The following is an 18,542-nucleotide window of genomic DNA, read 5'->3' on the forward strand; positions in this document are numbered from 1 at the left end:
GCACCGTTGTGATCACGCCGTCGCCAGGGACACCGCGGGCCACCCCCTACTTTTCACCCGTAGGGGATGGCCCGCCAGGGTCCCCCAGTGGTTGACGTGATCAACAGGGACTTCACCTCGTGCCGGGACGAGGTGAAGTCCACGCCCGTGAGGTGAAGCACGGAGGCGCTAGGTCGTCGCCGGGTCGTGGCGTACCGGGAAGTTCATCGAGCTCGCGATGAAGCACAGCTCGTGGGCGCGGTCGTGCAGGGCGGTGGCGCGGTCGACCATCGACTCGTCTGCGACGGTCACGCGCGGCCGGAGGACCACCTCGGTGAAGTGGCCGCCGCCGTCGCTCGTCTGCGTCATGACGCCGTGTGCGTCGTCCTCGTACGCGGTGACGACCACACCGGCGTCGGCGGCGACGTGCAGATACGACAGCAGGTGGCACTGCGACAGCGCGGCGACCAGCAGCTGCTCGGGGTTCCACCGGTCCGCGTCCCCGCGGAACGCCGGGTCGGACGAGCCGCGCAGCAGGGGGAGTCCCGCCACCACGACCTCGTGGTCGCGGCCGTAGGCGCGGTAGCCGCTGGTGCCCGTGCCGCGGTTGCCCGTCCAGGTCACCGTGACGTCGTACTCGTGCGTGAGCATGTGCCCCTCAGTCCATCCGGCGTTCGGCGACGCCGGGCTCGCCCAGGTCACGTCTCAGTAGCCCATGCCGCCTCGGGCGGCCTCGGCCGCCGCGGCCATCTGTGCGGCGCGGACCGTCGCGCGGAGCAGCCAGACGTCGGTGATGGGCCCGACGCCGCCGGGAACCGGCGTCACCGCCTCCGCCCGCTCGGCGACGGAGTCGAAGTCGAGGTCGCCGACGAGCCTCGTGCGGCCGGTGCGCGGATCGTTGATCGGGTTGATGCCGACGTCGATCGCGAGCACGCCCGGTTTGACGTTCTCGCCCGAGATGAGGCCGGGGACACCGGCCGCGGACACGAGGATGTCCGCCTGCGCGGTGAGGTCGTACAGCTTGCCCGCCTTGTACGTGTTCACGTCGCACGAGATGACGGTCGCGTCGCGGGCGAGCGCCATGAAGACCATCGGCTTGCCGACGTTGTCCGACCGGCCGACGAACACCATCAGGCCGTTCGCGAGGACCGTCTTCGGGTCGCGGTCGCTGTCGCGGTAGAAGCGGTCGACGATGTGGAAGACCGAGGCGGGCGTGGACGGCACGAACCGGGGTCGGCCCAGGGCGAGCAGGCCGGTGTTGACGGGATGGACGGACTCGATGTCCTTGTTCGGGTCGAGCGCGCGGTAGACCGAGACCTCGGAGACCTGCGGCGGCAGCGGCCGCAGCACGAGGATGCCCGAGACGCGCGGGTCGGCGTCGAGCTTGCCGACCGCGGCGATCGCATCGGCCTCGAGGACGTCGGCGGGCAGGGCCTCGCAGACGTAGTGGCAGCCCACCTTCTCGGCCAGCTGGGCGAGCCGGCGCTGGTACGTGCGCGCGGCGTAGTCGTCGCCCGCGATCACCGTCGCCAGGCCGGGCTTGATGCCCTTCTTCGCCAGCGCGGCGACGTCGGCCGCCACCTCGGTCTCGAGGGCGGCGGCGTAGGCGTTGCCGTCGATGCTGACCGCATTCATGAGGCGTCCTCCAGGGTCGCCGCGGCCTTGCTCGCCGCGGCGGCGTCGGCACGAGCGTTCTCCACCAGGCGATCGTCGAGACCGCCGGCCGCGACGTTGATCCCTACGAGGGTAGCCGCCGCCGATGCCGCGGACCGGCACAGCAGAGCCGCCGTGCACGCGTCCCCGCGCAGGTTCGGGTTGCCGGACGTGCCGACCGTGGCCGCCAGCCCCGCGGTACGTGCCGCGAGGTCGGTCATCCGCAGCGGCACCTCGCAGGCGGCCCCCGACGCCTCCGTCACGAGCTCGTCGCGTGCCTCGCTCGTGTCGCGGAACGCGGTGAGCAGCGCGGAGTACGCGGCGGCGTCGGCCGCCACCAGGGGCAGCGCCTCCGCGCGGAGCGCGTCGGCCCGCCGGGCGATGTCGTCGGCGTCCGGCAGCTGCTTCGTCGAGAACCTCGCGGCCATCGCCACCAGTGCGGCGGCCATGCCGATGGCCACCGCGCACGCCCCGCCGCCTCCTGGCGCGGGTGTGCGTTCGGCGATGCTGTCGAGGAAGCCCGCGACCGTGACGTCGGAGAGATCGCTGTTCATGGCGACCACTGTCTCCGACGTCGCGGAGGGACGGATACGCGGGCCCTCAGGAGAGACCGACGATCTCGTCGTGCTCGTCGAGGTCGATGGTGGCGGCCGCCGGCGTGGTGCCGAGGCCCGGCATCGTCCGCATCTCGCCGCAGATCGGGTAGACGAAGCCGGCTCCGACCGATGCGCGTACCTCGCGGACGGGCAGCCGCCAGCCGGTCGGCGCGCCCTTGAGCGTCGGGTCGGACGAGATCGACAGGTGGGTCTTGGCGATGCACACCGGCAGCGCGCCGAAGCCCGCACGCTCGTAGGTGTCGAGCTGCCGGCTCGCGACAGCGGTGTAGTCGACGCCGTCGGCGCCGTACACCTTGGTCGCGACCGTCTCGATCTTCTCCCGCAGCCCGGCCGAGTCGGGGTAGAGGAACCGGAAGTCCGACGGCTCCTCCGTGGCCTCGCTCACCGCCTCGGCCAGCTCGGTGGCACCGCGGCCGCCGTCGGCGAAGTGGGTGCACACGGCCGCCCGCGCCCCCATCTCCTCGGCGATCCGCTTGATCGCCTGGTGCTCGGACGGGTGGTCGGTGGGGAACGCGTTGATCGCCACGACGGCGGGGACGCCGTGCAGGCGGATGTTCTCGATCTGCTTGCGCAGGTTGGCGGCGCCGATCTCGACGTCGCCGGGGTTCTCCTCCAGCATCGCGGGCGGCAGGTCCCTGCCGGCGACGACGCGGTACTTGCCCGAGTGCGCCTTGAGCGCACGGACCGTCGCGACGACGACGGCGGCGTCGGGGCGTTCGCCGGAGACCCGGCACTTGATGTTGAAGAACCGCTCCGCGCCCATGTCCGCGCCGAAGCCCGCCTCCGTGACGTGGAAGTCGCTGCAGCGCAGGCCGATCAGGTCGGCGACCACCGACGAGTTACCGGTCGCGATGTTGCCGAACGGGCCGGCGTGGACCAGGACCGGGGTGTTCTCCAGTGTCTGCAGGAGGTTCGGCTTGATCGCCTCGCGCATGATGACGGTCATCGAGCCGGCGCCGTGCAGCTGCTCGGCCGTCACCGGCTCGCCCGCCCTCGTGTAGCCGATGACGATGTTGCCCAGCCGCTCCCGCAGGTCGGCGAGCGACGTCGTGAGGCCGAGGGCGGCCATGACCTCCGACGCGGCCGTGATGTCGAAGCCGGTCTGCCGCGGCACGCCGTCCATCCGGCTGCCGAGACCGACGATGATGTTGCGCAGCGCGCGGTCGTTGACGTCGAGGACCCGCCGCCAGGTGATCTGGTGCGGATCGAGGTCGAGCGCGTTGCCCTGGTACAGGTGGTTGTCGATCATCGCCGACAGCAGGTTGTGCGCCGCGGTCACCGCGTGCGAGTCGCCGGTGAGGTGCAGGTTGAGCAGCTCCATCGGCACGACCTGGCTGTAGCCGCCGCCGGCCGCGCCGCCCTTGATGCCGAACGTCGGCCCCATCGACGGCTGCCGGATGGCGATCGACGCCTTCTTGCCGATGTGCGAGAACGCCTGCCCGAGCCCGACGGTCGTGGTGGTCTTGCCCTCGCCGAGCGGGGTCGGGGTGATCGCGCTGACGACGACGTACTTGCCGCGCGGGCGGTCGGCGAGATACGCGAGTGCGTCGAGCTTCACCTTGAGCACGTCGTTGCCGTACGGCTGCAGCAGGTGGCTGGCGAGACCCATCGCGTTCGCGACGTCCTCGATGGGTTTCAACGAGGCGGAGCGGGCGATCTCGAGGTCGCTGGGGAAAGCCATGGGTGGGCTCCTAGTGAGGGTGTGACCTGCGGCGTCGAGGCAGCGACGTGCCTCTCCTCGCATCTGAGCAAACGGGCGAACGCTCGTCCATCATCTGGGCCAGAGTTTCATGATGTGGCGCCACGGGTGGTGAGGCCGAACTCCCCGCCGGCGTCGACGACCGCGTCCCAGAGGTACTGGCCGGAGGAGCGCTCGCAGTGCAGGAGGTAAGACGGGCGGTCGCTGGTGGCGATGCCGCCGGAGTCGTCCCTGATCACGTCGGTGGCGACCCGGGCCACCGAGCTGCGGAACGCGCCGCCGTCGGGCACGACGGAGTCGCTGAGGTCGACGGCGGTGAGCTTGGCGAGGACGTCGGCCGCCGCCTGGCCGGTCAGGCGCATCATCGCCCGGCCGTGGGTGACGTCGACGACGGAGACGAGCCCTGGGTCGCCCTCACCCTGCTGCTCGAGCCAGGTGGTCAGCTTCGGCAGGTCCTGGACGGACGCCACGACGAGCCACTCGCCCGGTCCCGAGCCGACGACGAGGGTGTCGTCGCCCGCCTCCCGTGCGGTGCGGCCGAACCTGGTGCCGAGCGCGCCGGCCATCGGGCCATCCACCGGGGCGTGGACGAGCAGCTTGCCCACCGACGACTCGTCGTTGAGCGACAGCGCGCCGTCGCCGACACGCGTCGGACCCGGGGTGATCGGGCTCCGCGCGACGGGCGCGGGACCGCTGTAGGACGACGTGTCAGACACGTTGTCTCGCCCCCTCGGGATCGACGTGCGCGTGGTGCTCGTGCACCCGCGCGGCGATGCGGTGGCCGCTCGGCAGCACGACGGTGAGGGTGGTGCCCGGCTCGGCGAGGCTCGCGTCGACCTGCGCGAGGCAGATCGCGCGGCGCAGCGTCGGCGACATCCGGCTCGACGTGATGCGTCCGACGATCGTGTCGCCGTCGACGATCTGGCTCGCCTCCTCGGGGACGATGCTCGGGTTGACCGGCTGCACGGCCACGAGCTTCGGGTAGCCGCCGTCATCGGCCTGCCAGTGCAGCTCGGGCATTCCCGCGAAGTCGGGCTTGTCGAGCTTCACCGCCCAGTCGAGCCCTGCGGAGTAGGCCTTCGTCAACCCGTCGGTGTCCTGCCCGACGATGAAGTGTCCCTTCTCCAGGCGCAGGATCCGCTGGGCCTCGAGGCCGAAGGGCGTGATGCCGAGGTCGCCGCCGTGGGCGAACAGCTGCTCCCAGACGTGCAGCCCGTACGACGCGGGCACGTGCAGCTCGTAGCTCAGCTCGCCGGTGAACCCGATGCGCCACAGCACGCAGTCGGGCACGCCGGCGATGGTGCCGGTGCGCACGTGCATGTAGCCGAACGCCTCGGTGGAGAGGTCGACGTCGTCGACGAGCCGGGACAGCAGCTCACGACTCCTCGGGCCGGCGACGTTCATGCTCGCGTACGCGGTGGTCACCGGCGTGACGTGCACCTGCCAGTCGGGGTGCTCGGTCTGCAGCCAGTTCTCGACCCACTCCCAGACCGTGGCCGCTCCCGACGAGGTGGTGCTCATCAGGTAGTGCTCGGGGCCGAGCCGGCCGGTGACGCCGTCGTCGAGGACGATGCCGTCGTCGGCGCACATGACGCCGTAGCGCACCCGGCCGACGCCGAGCTTGCTCCACTTGTTGACGTAGAGGAGCTCGAGCAGCTTCGGCACGTCGGGCCCGCGCAGGTCGAGCTTGCCGATCGGCGTGACGTCGATGACGCCGACCGCGCGGCGTACGTTGCGTGCCTCGGCCTGCGGGTCGCCGTAGTGCTCGGGCCTGATCCAGGCGCCCGCGACTATCGGCACGCCGCCCTGGGTCTCGTGCCACTCCTGCATCGCCGAATAGCGCACCGGCTCGAAGCTGCGCCCGGCGAGCGCGCCGAGGCTCACGGGTGCGTACGGCGGCCGCCACGTGGTGGTGCCGGTCTCGGCGATCGAACGCCCCGTCGCGCGGGCGTGCGCGGCGATGGTGTTCATCAGCTCGAGCTTGCCCTGCATCGGTCCCATGGTCGCGGTCGTGTACCGCTTCGCCAGCTCGACGGAGTCGTAGCCCTCGTGGACGGCCTGCAGGATGTCCTTGGTCGTGACGTCCTCGGAGAAGTCGACGACGCCGTGCGTCTGGCCGAGGAACATCTCGCGGTGCGACGCCGGTTCGAGCGCGGGGATCTCGACCGGCTTGCCGGGCTGGGGCGGCGTGCGTGCGTCGTCGGGGCGGGTAGGTACCGAGGCGAACGCGAGCGCGAACGAACGGGCCTGCCGCGCGGCGGCGCTGCCGACGGCCGAGGCGTGGTCGATCAGCTGGTCCGTCGTGCCGTCACCGCAGACGCCACCGGTGGCGAAGACGTCGTCCGGCAGGGCGTCGACGTTCGGGACGAACCGCGCCGCGCGCGGGTCGTACCTCGGCTGGTCGCCGGCCATGTTGAGCAGCGACGTGGGTGCGGTCCAGCCGGTCGCGGTGACGAGCAGGTCGCAGCTGACCCGGCCGCCCTGGGCGAGGTCGACGGTCCGCACGCCGCCGCGTCCGGTGACCCGCAGCACGTCGCCGCCGCGACGCGCGTCCTCGACGTGCACGACGTCGACGCCCACGCGGCGCAGGTCGTCGACGGCCGCGTCGCCGTCGGCGTTGGCGGTGAGGACGACCGCTCGGTCGCCCGGCTTGACGGCGTAGAGGTTGACGAGCCGGCGTACGGCCGTGGAGAGCATCACGCCCGGCAGGTCGTTGCCCTGGAAGACGTACGGGCGCTCGACGAGGCCGGGCGCGACCACCAGCGACTTCGCCCGCGCCTTGACCAGGCGCTCGGTGGCGCCGGGCAGGGTGCGCTGGACCACGGCTGTCCAGTTGTCGTCGTACCTGCCGAGGACGAAGGCGTCGGTCAGCACCTCGATCGCGTCCAGCTGCTCGACCCGATCGCGGAGCTCGGCGAGCAGCTCGAGGTCGGCCCTGGTGCCCCACCGCAGGTGGCCGCCGAGCTGGTGCTCCTCCTCGACGAGCAGGACGCGTGCGCCGTCGTTCGCGGCGGAGATCGCCGCGGCCATGCCGGCGGGGCCGCCGCCCGCGACCAGGACGTCGGGGTGTGCGTACCGCTTGTCGTAGCCCTCGTGCGCAGTGTCGTCGCCGATGCGTCCGGCGTGCACGAACCGCTGCAGGATCCGTTCGTACGTGGGCCACAGCCGCTGCGGCTTGATGAACGTCTTGTAGTAGAAGCCCGCGGTGAGGAACCTGCCGGCGAGCTGGTTGACCGCCTTGACGTCGAAGCGCAGCGAGGGCCAGGTGTTCTGCGAGCTCACCTGCATGCCCTGGGTCACCAGGCGGTGCCCGCCACGGACGTTGGGCTCGTCGCCGACCTGCACCACGCAGCCGGGGTCGAGGAAGTTCGCGGTGAGCAGGCCCCTGGGTCGGTGGTACTTGAAGCTGCGCGACAGCACGCGGACGCCCTGGGCCGCGAGCGCCGACGCGATCGTGTCGCCCGCGTACGCGGGGACGGTGCGTCCGTCCCAGTCGAACGTGAGCGGACTGCTCCGGTCGATGACCTCGCCGGGTTGGCGGTCCAGGCGCATCGGGATCATCGGGAGCTCTCCGCGGGACGGGTGCGGTTCGTCATGGTGTGGCGTTCGAGGCCGAAGTACTGGCGGCATCCCATGCGGTGGTACCAGGTCTCCTTGATCCAGTCGCAGGGGTTGCGCCTGGTGTAGAGGTAGGTGCGCCAGTCGCTCGCCGACGTCGTCGCCGGGTCGGGACGCGCACTGCTCTCGCCGACGTAACGGAACTCTGCCACGTTGCGCGGGCCGCACCAGGGGCAGGGGACGAGCATCATCAGTGACCCACCGCCGCCGCACCCTTCTCGCCGACCAGGTCGCCCGAGTCGAAGCGGTCGATCCCGAACGCGTCGATGATCGTCGGCGTGCGGGACGTGGCGATGCACTCGGCCATCGCCTCCCCGCTGACCGGCCCGGCCTTGAAGCCGTACGTGCCCCACCCGACGTCGACGAGGAACCCGTCGACCGGGGTGAAGCCCATGATCGGGCTGAAGTCGGGTGTCATGTCGCACAGGCCCGCCCACTGCCTGAGCAGTCGCATCTTGGACAGCGCGGGCATCAGCTCGAGCACGTGACCCGCGAGTCCCTCGATGAACTCCAGCGACCCACGGGTGGAGTACGAGGCGAAGGGGTCGACGCTCGCGCCGAACACGAGCTCGCCGCGGTCGGTCTGGCTCACGTAGACGTGCAGCGACCCGGACACGATCACCGTCTCGAGGAACGGGCGCACCGGCTCGGTGACCGCCGCCTGGAGCGGGAACGTCTGGATCGGCAGGGGCACGCCGGCCATGTCGGCGACGGTCGTCGCCCAGCCGGCCGTGCAGTTGACGACCGTGCCGGTAGCGATCCTGCCCTTGTCGGTGAGGACGCCGGTCACCTTGCCGCCCGACACCTCGATGTCGCGCACCTCGGTGTTCTGGTGGATGTGGACGCCGGCGGCGTCGGCGCCGCGCGCGTAGCCCCAGACCACGGCGTCGTGCCTGATGATGCCGCCCGGCGGGTGGTAGAGGGCGCCGAGGATCGGGTACCGCGCGTGGGGCGACACGTCGAGGTGGGGCACGCGCCGCTTGATCTCGTCGGGGTAGATGACCTCGGAGTCGATCTTCTGCAGCTTATTGACCTCGGCGCGCCATCGCATCGTGCGCAGCGACGAGTCGTTGTGCGCCAGCGTCATGTGCCCGCGCTGGGAGAACATCACGTTGAAGTTGAGCGTGGCCGACAGGCGTTCGTAGAGCTTGACCGAACGGTCGTAGAACGCGACGCCCTCGGGGGTGAGGTAGTTGGAGCGGACGATCGCGGTGTTGCGCCCCGAGCCGCCGCTGCCGATGTAGCTCTTGTCGAGGACCGCGACGTTGCGGATGCCGTGGTTGGTCGCGAGGTAGTACGCGGTGGCCAGCCCGTGCACGCCGCCGCCGATGACGACGACGTCGTAGCTCGCCCGCGGTTCGTGGGGTCGCCACGCGGCCGGCCACTCGCGGTGGGTGAGGCCGTTGCTGAGGAGCCGCCAGGCTGAGTACCGGTTCATGCTTCGACGAGAGTAGGCCTGAGAGGAAACCTTGTCTACTGGTGGTGAACTCACTGCAACAGGTTTCTGGCGGTCAACCGGACGTGGGGATGGCCTTGATGCTCAGGAACCTGATCGGCAGGTCGCGGAGATCGACCGGCCCGTGCGGCACGTCGCCCGCGAACTGCAGCGAGTCACCGGGGTCGAGGAAGTACGTGTCGTCCCCGACCGCGTACGCCATGCTGCCGGTCATCACGTGGAGCAACTCGGTGCCGCCGTGCTGGAAGAGCGGGAACACCTTCGACCGCCTGGTGATGGTGACCAGCAGCGGCTCGAGGGTGTCGTACGGATGCCGCATGCGGCCGAGCAGCTGGTAGCGCGAGCCGTGCCGCGACCCGCGGTGCTCGATGTCGAGCCCGCGGCCGGACTTGATGTGGATGACGTCGTGCTCCTCGTCGAGCCCGCGGAAGAACGCGGTGACGGGCACCCCGAGTGCCGAGCTGAGCCGGGCGAGGGTGCTGAGGCTGGCGGACGCCTTGGCGTTCTCGATCTTGGACAGCATGCTCTTCGAGAGCCCGCTGCGTTCGGCGAGATTCGCGACGCTCCACCCGAGGGCGGAGCGGAACTCACGCACCCGGCCGGCGATCACCTTCTCCAGCGCGTCCTCGATCGGAGTCGCGGGGCCGGAGCTCTCCTCAGCTGTCACAGAGCTTTCCTTGGTTGGCACAGTGGGAGGAGCCTACCGACCTCCGGTTAGGGTGTGCGTCCATGGCGCGGCAACTCACGTCGATGCGGCTGACCGAAGGCGTCGCCGAGCACATCAGGGGCATGATCCACCGTGGTGAGCTCGGTCCGGGAGACCGCCTTCCGCCGGAGCGCGAGCTCGCCGAGGAGCTCGGCGTCGCTCGCGCGAGCCTGCGTGCCGCGATCAAGTCGCTCGAGGCCAGGGGCTACGTCATGGTCAGGCGGGGCTCGCACGGAGGCACGTTCGTCACCGAGCTCTCGCGCCCGTTCAGCGAGTGGCGCGACCACGTACGCAACCAGCGCGGCGAGATCGACGAGATCATCGACTTCAGGATCGCGCTGGAGCAGCACGCCGCGCGGCTGGCGGCACAGCGCCGCGACCGCACCGACCTCGCGCAGCTGCGCGGCTCGATCGAGTCGATGGACGGGTCCGACAGCCGCGCCGTCTTCCGGCTGTCCGACTCGCAGTTCCACACCGGCGTCGCCCGGGCGTCGCGCAACACGCGGCTGCAGGCCGGGATCGACCAGGCCCGCGGCGCGCTCTTCAGCCCGCACGACCTGCTCGAGTACGTCGAGCCGGTCGAGGAGTCGGTCCGCGACCACCGGGAGATCTACGACGCGGTGCGCGCGAAGGACGGCGAGGCGGCGTCCCGACTGATGGCCGCCCACATCGAGCGGACGAGGGAGCAACTCCGCGTGATCGTCCTCCAGGACACCAAGCGCCGAACCCGCAAGCCGCCCCCCTCTTCCAAATGATCATGTTGAGTGCGTCATTTCGGTGATCACGCCGTGAATCGGGGGTTTCCTTCTGCTGCAGGCGGCGGGAACCCCCTAATCGCGAGGGGCACGGGTGCGTCACCCCACGGTCGAGCCTTGACGACGCGGCGCCCGCGGGTGTTGCATGCCTGCATTGGTCTGTTGTGTGGACCATAGACCGTTCACCGGACTCGCAGCACACCGAGGGGAGCGCTCATGTGCGGGATCGTCGGCCTCCATCTCAAGGACCCGGACGGGAACCAACCCCTCGGCGCGCACCTCGCGACGATGCTCGACTGCATGACCACCCGCGGGCCCGACTCCGCCGGCATCGTCCTGTACGACGACCCGCTCACCGACGGACGGCAGCGCTACTCCGTCCGATTGCCCGACCATGCGGAGGCGGCCGACGTCGCCGAGCGGGCGTCCAAGGCCCTGGGCTCCGTGGTGGCCATCGACCGGCTGCGTCCCGACGGTGTGCGGCTCGTCGCCGCCGGCGCTCCGGAGGCGGTCAGCGAGGCGATCCTCGCCGCCGAGCCCGACGCCGTCGTCGTGGGGTTCGGCACCGCCGTCGAGATGTTCAAGGACGTCGGCTCGCCGCGGTCGATCTGCGACCGGTACGAGATCGACGGGCGCCGGGCGTACCAGGGACTCGGGCACACCCGGATGGCGACCGAGTCCGCGGTGACCACCGACCACTCCCACCCGTTCGCACCGGCCTCCGACCTCGCCCTCGTGCACAACGGCACCTTCTCCAACTACGCGACGGTGCGGCGCAGGCTCGAACGCCACGGCGTCACGTTCGTCACCGACAACGACTCCGAGGTCTGCGCCCGCTACATCGCCTGGCGGATGAGCGACGGCTCCAGGCTCGAGGACGCGTTGCGCATGGTGCTCAAGGAGCTCGACGGCTTCTACACGCTGCTGGTGGCGACGGCGGACGAGTTCGCCGTGGTGCGCGACTCGTTCGCCTGCAAGCCCGCCGTGCTCGCCGAGACCGACGACTACGTCGCGTTCGGCTCGGAGTTCCACGCGCTCGCCTCGCTGCCGGGCATCACCGACGCCACGGTCTTCGAGCCGATGCCGGAGGAGATCCACGTATGGCGGCGCCCATGACACAGGTAGCGCAGGAGACGATCCTCGACTGCCGGGAGCTGACCGTCAGGGAGATCAACCGCGCGCTGGCAGAGCTGCCGGACGGCACGGTCGCGCGCGTCGTCGAGCCGTGGGGCAGGCACAACCTCGCGGTCGGGCTCACCAACAGGATCGACGTGTGGATCGAGGGTGACTCCGGCTACTTCATCGGCGGGTTGAGCGACGGTCCCGACGTCACGGTCGACGGCTTCGTCGGCTGGTCGGTGGCGGAGAACCTGATGAGCGGCAAGGTGCGCGTGCGCGGCAACGCCTCGGAGTGCGCGGGCGCGTCGAGCCACGGCGGGCTCATCGTCATCGAGGGCGACGCCTCGTCGCGTGCGGGCATCTCGCTGAAGGGCGGCACGCTCGTCGTCGGCGGCGACGTCGGGCACATGAGCGGGTTCATGGCGCAGGCGGGCACGATCCTGCTCGGCGGCGACGCGGGACATGCGCTCGGCGACTCGTTGTACGAGACCGTCGTCTACGTCGGCGGCAGGATCGCCTCGCTCGGCTCCGATGCGCGGGTCGAGGACCTCACCGCGGACGACGTTGCGCGGGTCGAGGAGCTCGTCAAGGCCGCGGGGTTCGACCACATCGACCCGCAGAACGTCACCCGGGTCGCCTCGGCGAAGGAGCTGTACAACTTCGACGCGCTGAAGGGGCAGAAGTATTGAGCATCGATGACGGCGCGCACACGGACGTCCGGACGAGCCACACCTTCCCGCCGGACGTCCTGCGCGATATCCAGCTGATGGCGAGGGACGGCCGGTACGAGATCCGCGGCTGGGGCGCCAAGCGCGCGATGCCGAGCTTCGACGACCTCGTCTTCCTCACCGCGTCGGCCTCGCGCTATCCGCTCGAGGGTTACCGCGAGCGCTGCGACACCGCGACGGTGCTCGGCAGCCGTCACGCGAGCAGGCCGCTCGAGCTCGCGATCCCCATCACGATCGCCGGCATGAGCTTCGGTGCGCTCTCGGCCAACGCCAAGGAGGCGCTCGGTCGGGCGGCGACGGAGGTCGGCACGTCGACCACCACGGGCGACGGCGGCATGACGGCCGAGGAACGCGAGGCGTCCCGCACGCTCGTGTACCAGTGCCTGCCGTCGCGGTACGGCTTCAACCCGACCGACCTGCGTGCCGCCGACGCGATCGAGGTCGTCATCGGCCAGGGGGCGAAGCCCGGCGGTGGCGGCATGCTGCTCGGGCAGAAGGTGAGCGAACGCGTCGCCCATATGCGCACGCTGCCCGCGGGCATCGACCAGCGGTCGGCGAGCCGGCACCCCGACTGGACCGGCCGGACGACCTGCGCATCAAGCTCGAGGAGCTGCGCGAGGCGACGTCCTGGGAGAAGCCGGTCTACGTCAAGATCGGCGCGACGCGCGTCGCCAACGACGTGAAGCTCGCGGTCGCGGCAGGCGCCGACGTCGTGGTCGTCGACGGCATGCAGGGCGGCACGGGCGCGACGCAGGAGGCGTTCATCGAGCACGCGGGCATCCCGACGCTGCCGGCGGTACGGCTGGCAGCGGAGGCGCTCCGCGAGATCGGCATGGAGGAAGAGGTCCAGCTGATCGTGTCCGGCGGCATCCGCACCGGCGCCGACGTCGCGAAGGCGCTCGCGCTCGGGGCGACCGCCGTGTCGGTCGGCGTCGCGCCCCTCGTCGCGCTCGGCTGCAACAGCCGCACGTACGTCAAGGACGGCGTGGAGCACGACGCCACCGCCGACTACGCCGCCATCGGCGCCACGCCGGGACACTGCGACCGCATGCACACGGGCCGGTGCCCGGTCGGCATCACGACGCAGGACCCCGAGCTCGCGTCGCGGCTCGACCCCGAGGACGGTGCCAGGCGCGTGACGAACTACCTGAAGGCGTTGACGATGGAGGTCACCACGCTCGCCCGCGCGTGCGGCAAGTCGAGCGTGCACAACCTCGAGCCGGAGGACCTCGTGGCGCTGACGGTCGAGGCCGCCGCGATGGCGCAGGTGCCGCTGGCCGGCACCAACTGGATTCCCGGTCACCCCAAGGGTGGCTGGTAGGCGTGGGGGACCGCCGACGGGCAGGTAAGGACGGACGAAGCGGAGCGAGGCGAGCACATGGGTGACAGCACTGAGCAGATGCTCAGGCGCGCGGAGGAGGACGGCATCGAGTTCTTCCTCGCGATGTTCGTCGACATGCACGGCAAGCCCTGCGCGAAGGCGGTGCCGGCGAGCGCGGTCGACATGCTGCTGAACGACGGCGCCGGGTTCGCCGGGTTCGCGGTCGGCGACATCGGCCAGGCGCCGAACGACCCCGACCTCGCCGCGATGCCCGACCCGTCCTCGTACACTCGCCTGCCGTGGAAGCCCGAGATCGCCGTCCTCCACTGCGATCCCTACGTCGATGGCGAGCCGTGGCCGTACGCGCCGCGGGTGATCCTGCGACGCCAGCTCGACCGGCTGCGCGAGGAGCGGGGCTGGGTGCTGAAGACCGGCGTCGAGGCGGAGTACATCCTCGTCCGGCGAACGGCGAACGGCGGCATCGAGATCGCTGACGAGCTCGACACGTCGGAGAAGCCCTGCTACGAGGCCAAGGGTCTGTCCCGGATGTGGGGCCACCTGTCCACGGTCTCGAAGTACATGAACGAGATGGGCTGGGCGAACTACGCCAACGACCACGAGGACGCCGCGGGTCAGTTCGAGCAGAACTTCGCGTACGCCGACGCGCTGACGACGGCCGACCGGGCGATCTTCCTGCGCTACATGGTGCACGTGCTGGCGCACGAGGCGGGCATGGCGGCGACGTTCATGCCGAAGCCGTTCTCGAACTACACGGGCAACGGCCTGCACACGCACCTGAGCATCTGGGACACCTCGGACAAGCCGCTCTTCGAGACCGACGAGGACCCGCGCGGGCTCGGCCTCAGCCCGCTCGCGTACCAGTTCATGGGCGGGCTCATCGAGCACGGCCGGGCGATGGCCGGGGTGATCTGCCCGACGGTCAACTCCTACAAGCGCATCGGCGTGGGCGCGCCCGACTCGGGATCGACGTGGGCGCCCGCGTACAACACCTACGGCGGCAACAACCGCACCGTGATGCTGCGGGTGCCCGAGGGCGGCCGGGTGGAGCACCGCGGCGTCGACGGTTCGGCGAACCCGTACCTCGCGTTCACCGGTCTGCTCGCGGCCGGGCTCGACGGCGTCGACAAGAACCTCGACCCCGGCGAGCCGGTGCGGGACGACCTGTTCGCGCTTCGGCCGGACGAGGTCGCGGACCGCGGCATCGAGCGGCTGCCGGGCACGCTCGCCGACGCGGTGACCGAGTTCACCGGCGACAAGGTGCTGCGCGCGGCGTTCGGCGAGGTGCGTTCCGGCGACTACGTCGACTACTACGCCGACGTGAAGCGGCGGGAGTTCCTGGAGTACCACGCCGACGTCAGCGCCTGGGAGGTCAAGAAGTACCTCACGTTGTTCTGAGCTCACTCGCGGGGGCAGGAAGGAGAGACGACGATGTCTGTCTCGGACCCGGAGGCTCGGGAGCGCACGGAGGCGGATCCACGCGTCGAGTCGATGCTGCGACGCGACCTCGCGTGTGCGGTCATCTTCACCTGCGCCATGTGGCTGGTGCTGGTGTTCGTGTACGTCAACGTCGTCACGGTCGCGCCGACCGTGGCGCTCCGTGTCGTGCTCGGTGTCTCCATGATCACGCTCGGCGCGTTCAACACTGCGTCCATCATCGCGCTCGTCAGGCGGTACCGGCACGAGCGCGACGCCATCTACGGTGAGGACCTGCGCAACCTCGACCTCGCCCGTGCCGCGAGAAAGCAGGTGGGCGCATGACCGCTCCTCGAGTCCGTCAGTCAGGACGCAGTCAGTTCGCCGACGCGCTCGTGATCCTCGTGCTGCTGTTCGTCACCATGTTCGTCACCACGTGGATCGTCGAGAGCACCGCGGACGACGGCGGCGCGGGCGTGACCAACGGCAAGAGCATCGAGCAACTGCCGATCTCGCCGGCCGAGCGCGAGCAGTACCAGAGCATGGTCGACGAGGGCATGGTCGACGAGGAGACCGCCGGCCAGCAGGTCGCCGACAACGCGCCCGCGTCGGACAAGTACCCGATCAATCCATGGGTGCTGCTCGGCACCGCGCTGCTTCTCGTCGGATATCTCGGGTTCGTCTACCGCATGTCGTTCAAGGAGTATCGCGACGTGATCGAAGAGAAGTTCGGCCGGAAGGACGTGCAGTCGTGAGCGTCAACCTGCTGCTCGAGCTTGGCGCCTGGGCACTGAGCGCGGTCATCGCCGCCTGGCTCGTCGTGGACGTCATTCGTACCGGCCGCAAGTACGACGAGGAGTTCCTCACCAGCACCATCGAGGACCTCGGCGAGGCGCCTCCGAGCGAGGGGGTGGCACGGTGAGCGAAGCCGTTCCCGTCACGACACAGACGCAGGACCACCTGACCCTGCGCAAGGTTCTCTCGCCGATCCACATCTGGGGGCTCGGGGTCGGCATCGTGCTCGTCGGCGAGTTCATGGGCTGGAACTTCTCGGTCGAGAAGGGCGGCATGTACGGCGGTCTCGTGGCCGCCTGGGTCGTCGGCCTGCTCTACACCTCGCTGGTGATGATCAACTCCGAGGTCACCTCGGCCATCCCCGCCGCGGGCGGGCAGTACGCGCAGGCGAAGCACACCATCGGCCCGCTGATGGCGTTCAACGTGGGCCTCTACCTCACGCTCGCGTACACGATGCTGGAGGCGGCGAACGCCAACGTCCTCGGCTACCTGCTCACGACGATGTCCACGGTGCTCGGCAGCGACACCGAGCTGTCGGCCTACCCGTTCGCCGTCCTCGCGATCCTCGGACTGACCTGGCTGAACTACCGCGGCGTCTTCGTCACCCTCTCGGTCAACTTCCTCATCACCGGGTTCGCGTTCCTCACCGTCGTCGCGCTGTTCATCGGCATCGCCGGCTGGGATCCCGGCGGCACGATGTCGCTGGCCGGGCTGACCGGTGACCTGGCGAACGGCCTGCCGTACGGCTGGATCGGCGTGGTCGCCGCGTGCCAGTTCGGGATGTGGTACTACCTCGGCATCGAGGGCACGGCGCAGGCGGCGGAGGAGTGCCGGTCGGCGTCGCGCGCGATCCCGCTCGGCAGCATGGCCGGCATCATGACGCTGATCATCGCCGCGACGCTCACCTGGTACGTCTGTGCCGGACTGCTGCCGTGGCAGTACCTCGGCACGGCTATCACCCCATTGTTCGACGCCGCGCGGGTGACCGGTAACGGCGTCCTGATGATGCTGCTCATGTTCGGCACGCTCTTCGCGACGCTCGCGTCTGCCAACGGCTGCATCAACGACGCGTCACGCGCGTGGTTCTCGATGGGCCGCGACAGGTACCTGCCGGAGTGGTTCGGCGCGGTCCACCCGCGCTACCGCACGCCGTTCCGGTCGATCGTGTTCCTGTCGCCGATTGCCATCGCGTTCGCGATCCTGCCGATCCTGCTGAACCGCGACACGCTGCTCTCGACGGTGATCACGTTCTCGATCCTGTCGGGCCTGCTGATGTACGCGTTCATGGGGCCGAACTTCATCAGGTTCCGCCGGCTCTGGCCGCTCGGCACGATCCAGCGTGCGTACGTGCTGCCGTTCCACCCGGTGCCGGCGGTGACGCTCATCCTCCTGGTGGGGCTGGTCTTCTTCGCCACCTTCCTCGGGTACGGCGTCGCGCTGCTCTCGGTGCTGGTGTTCTACCTGCTGGCGAGCGTGTGGTTCGTGCTGCGCAGGTACAAGCACGTCGACAGGAACGCGCAGTTCACCGCTCCGCTGCCCCGGCCGCGCGGGTACTGAGCCGATGGACGCCCGTCTCGCGCTCTTCCTCGCGGTCGTCGTCTTCGTCGCGGCCGCCGGTGCGGTCGCGTACCGGCGCAAGCGCGCGCGGGTGCGCGGCGAGCGCGGCGCGCTGTTCCGCGATGTGTGGAAGATGTTCGACGGCGTCGAGGAGGCGCAGGACGACGTCGACTTCCCGGTGCTGACCGGCGAGCGTGCGGGTCACCGGTGGCGGCTCGAACCCGTCGTCGACTCGCTGACGTACCGCAAGCTGCCGTCCCTGTGGCTGTGTGTGACGTGCTACGCCGACCTCGGGACGGAGGCGCCGGTGTCGGTGCTCCTGCGGCCCACGGGCAACGAGTTCTTCTCGCCGAACCGCGGGTACGCCCACGAGCTGCCGCCGCCCGACGGTTGCCCGGCGCACGCACGGGTCGCGACACCGGTGGCCGGCGCGCCGCCGGTGCCGCTCGGCCCGGTCGGGATGCTGCTCGGCGAGCAGGCGACCAAGGAAGTGCTGCTCTCGGCGCGCGGCGTGCGCGTCGTCCGCCAGGTCGGCGAGGCACGGCAGGGGGCGTACCGGGTCGGCAGGCGGATCGACCTCGGCGCGCCGGTCGTCGACGCGGACGACCTCGCCCGCGTCTGCGACGCGATGGTGGCGACGGTGACCGAGCGGGCCGGGGTGGCCTCGTGAGGCCGCTCGTCGCCCGCCTGCGCGAGTTCTTCCAGCGGACGCCGTTCGCCGTGCTCGCCCTCGCCGCGGTGCTCCCGGGCATGGGTCACGTCGCGATCGGCCGCCCGTTCCGCGGGTTGATGTTCGTCTTCTACACGCTGCTGCTCGGCATCATCACCGTGCACCTCGCCGACCCCGACCGCTCGTTCCTCGGCCGGTACGCCGGCGGCATCCTGGTGTACGCGATCAGCGTCATGGACGCCTACCGCCTCGCCGCCCTCGACCGCGCCAAGGCCCGCGCCGCGGCAACCCCGTCGGCCTAGTAGTACTTTGTTACGTGTGTCGCTACCGCTGATCCGGCTCGTGATGTGGTCGTGTTCTGATCCGTGACCCCGGAGGAGATGGACCAGGTCAGGCCGCGGCTGGTGGCGTTCGCTGCGGAGATGCTCGGCGGGC

18 protein-coding genes and 1 pseudogene are annotated in these 18,542 nt (G+C 70.4%); 10 read left to right on the forward strand and 9 right to left on the reverse strand.

The annotated features are described in order from the left end of the window. Window positions 1–168: 168 nt before the first annotated feature. The 9 genes from GEV10_26610 to GEV10_26650 all read right to left on the reverse strand — a co-directional run bounded on the left by GEV10_26610 (window position 169) and on the right by GEV10_26650 (window position 9,689). The gene (locus GEV10_26610) at window positions 169–630 is read right to left on the reverse strand and encodes an OsmC family peroxiredoxin (protein ID MQA82002.1); all 462 of its coding nucleotides are present in this window, start codon (window positions 628–630) and stop codon (window positions 169–171) included. A 54-nt stretch (window positions 631–684) separates the two neighbouring features. Then, entirely contained in the window at window positions 685–1,614 is a 930-nt protein-coding gene (locus GEV10_26615; GenBank protein MQA82003.1) for a bifunctional 5,10-methylene-tetrahydrofolate dehydrogenase/5,10-methylene-tetrahydrofolate cyclohydrolase, read from the reverse strand. Beyond that, the gene (locus tag GEV10_26620; protein ID MQA82004.1) at window positions 1,611–2,186 is read right to left on the reverse strand and encodes a formiminotransferase-cyclodeaminase; all 576 of its coding nucleotides are present in this window, start codon (window positions 2,184–2,186) and stop codon (window positions 1,611–1,613) included. Before GEV10_26620 ends, GEV10_26615 begins: the two co-directional genes overlap by 4 nt. Before the next feature lie 46 nt (window positions 2,187–2,232). Continuing rightward, entirely contained in the window at window positions 2,233–3,930 is a 1,698-nt protein-coding gene (locus GEV10_26625; GenBank protein MQA82005.1) for a formate--tetrahydrofolate ligase, read from the reverse strand. Between the two features lie 107 nt (window positions 3,931–4,037). Next, window positions 4,038–4,664 carry a hypothetical protein gene (locus GEV10_26630; GenBank protein MQA82006.1) on the reverse strand — a complete coding sequence of 209 codons (627 nt, stop codon included), beginning with the start codon at window positions 4,662–4,664 and terminating at the stop codon, window positions 4,038–4,040. Further along, complete coding sequence (locus GEV10_26635; GenBank protein ID MQA82007.1) at window positions 4,657–7,509, reverse strand: FAD-dependent oxidoreductase; 2,853 nt, start codon at window positions 7,507–7,509, stop codon at window positions 4,657–4,659. Before GEV10_26635 ends, GEV10_26630 begins: the two co-directional genes overlap by 8 nt. After that, entirely contained in the window at window positions 7,506–7,757 is a 252-nt protein-coding gene (locus GEV10_26640; protein MQA82008.1) for a sarcosine oxidase subunit delta, read from the reverse strand. The genes GEV10_26635 and GEV10_26640 overlap by 4 nt, the downstream gene beginning before the upstream one ends. Then, window positions 7,757–9,004, reverse strand: coding sequence for an FAD-dependent oxidoreductase (locus GEV10_26645; GenBank protein MQA82009.1), 1,248 nt, complete (start codon window positions 9,002–9,004; stop codon window positions 7,757–7,759). Before GEV10_26645 ends, GEV10_26640 begins: the two co-directional genes overlap by 1 nt. 73 nt (window positions 9,005–9,077) lie before the next feature. Further along, window positions 9,078–9,689 (reverse strand): helix-turn-helix domain-containing protein, encoded by a 612-nt coding sequence (locus tag GEV10_26650; GenBank protein ID MQA82010.1) that lies wholly within the window; start codon window positions 9,687–9,689, stop codon window positions 9,078–9,080. A gap of 62 nt (window positions 9,690–9,751) precedes the next feature. On the opposite strand from GEV10_26650, the gene GEV10_26655 reads away from it, so the two are divergent. From GEV10_26655 to GEV10_26700, 10 genes and pseudogenes are all read left to right on the forward strand, one after another. Beyond that, on the forward strand, window positions 9,752–10,483 hold the full coding sequence (locus GEV10_26655) for an FCD domain-containing protein (GenBank protein MQA82011.1): 732 nt from the start codon (window positions 9,752–9,754) through the stop codon (window positions 10,481–10,483). Between the two features lie 216 nt (window positions 10,484–10,699). Next, the gene (locus GEV10_26660; protein MQA82012.1) at window positions 10,700–11,599 is read left to right on the forward strand and encodes a glutamine amidotransferase; all 900 of its coding nucleotides are present in this window, start codon (window positions 10,700–10,702) and stop codon (window positions 11,597–11,599) included. Next, window positions 11,596–12,291 carry a glutamate synthase gene (locus GEV10_26665; GenBank protein ID MQA82013.1) on the forward strand — a complete coding sequence of 232 codons (696 nt, stop codon included), beginning with the start codon at window positions 11,596–11,598 and terminating at the stop codon, window positions 12,289–12,291. The genes GEV10_26660 and GEV10_26665 overlap by 4 nt, the downstream gene beginning before the upstream one ends. Window positions 12,292–12,368: 77 nt before the next feature. Next, window positions 12,369–13,651, forward strand: a pseudogene (locus GEV10_26670) (FMN-binding glutamate synthase family protein). Between the two features lie 57 nt (window positions 13,652–13,708). Then, window positions 13,709–15,067 carry a type III glutamate--ammonia ligase gene (gene glnT, locus GEV10_26675; GenBank protein ID MQA82014.1) on the forward strand — a complete coding sequence of 453 codons (1,359 nt, stop codon included), beginning with the start codon at window positions 13,709–13,711 and terminating at the stop codon, window positions 15,065–15,067. 33 nt (window positions 15,068–15,100) lie between these two features. Beyond that, on the forward strand, window positions 15,101–15,430 hold the full coding sequence (locus GEV10_26680) for a hypothetical protein (GenBank protein ID MQA82015.1): 330 nt from the start codon (window positions 15,101–15,103) through the stop codon (window positions 15,428–15,430). Then, on the forward strand, window positions 15,427–15,840 hold the full coding sequence (locus GEV10_26685) for a hypothetical protein (GenBank protein ID MQA82016.1): 414 nt from the start codon (window positions 15,427–15,429) through the stop codon (window positions 15,838–15,840). Before GEV10_26680 ends, GEV10_26685 begins: the two co-directional genes overlap by 4 nt. Before the next feature lie 163 nt (window positions 15,841–16,003). Continuing rightward, entirely contained in the window at window positions 16,004–17,437 is a 1,434-nt protein-coding gene (locus GEV10_26690) for an amino acid permease (GenBank protein ID MQA82017.1), read from the forward strand. A gap of 4 nt (window positions 17,438–17,441) precedes the next feature. Next, window positions 17,442–18,107, forward strand: a complete 666-nt coding sequence (locus GEV10_26695) for a hypothetical protein (GenBank protein ID MQA82018.1) — start codon at window positions 17,442–17,444, stop codon at window positions 18,105–18,107. A gap of 17 nt (window positions 18,108–18,124) precedes the next feature. After that, on the forward strand, window positions 18,125–18,409 hold the full coding sequence (locus GEV10_26700) for a hypothetical protein (protein MQA82019.1): 285 nt from the start codon (window positions 18,125–18,127) through the stop codon (window positions 18,407–18,409). Window positions 18,410–18,542: the final 133 nt, after the last annotated feature.

This window comes from Streptosporangiales bacterium, assembly GCA_009379955.1.
Taxonomy (GTDB): Bacteria; Actinomycetota; Actinomycetes; order Streptosporangiales; family WHST01; genus WHST01.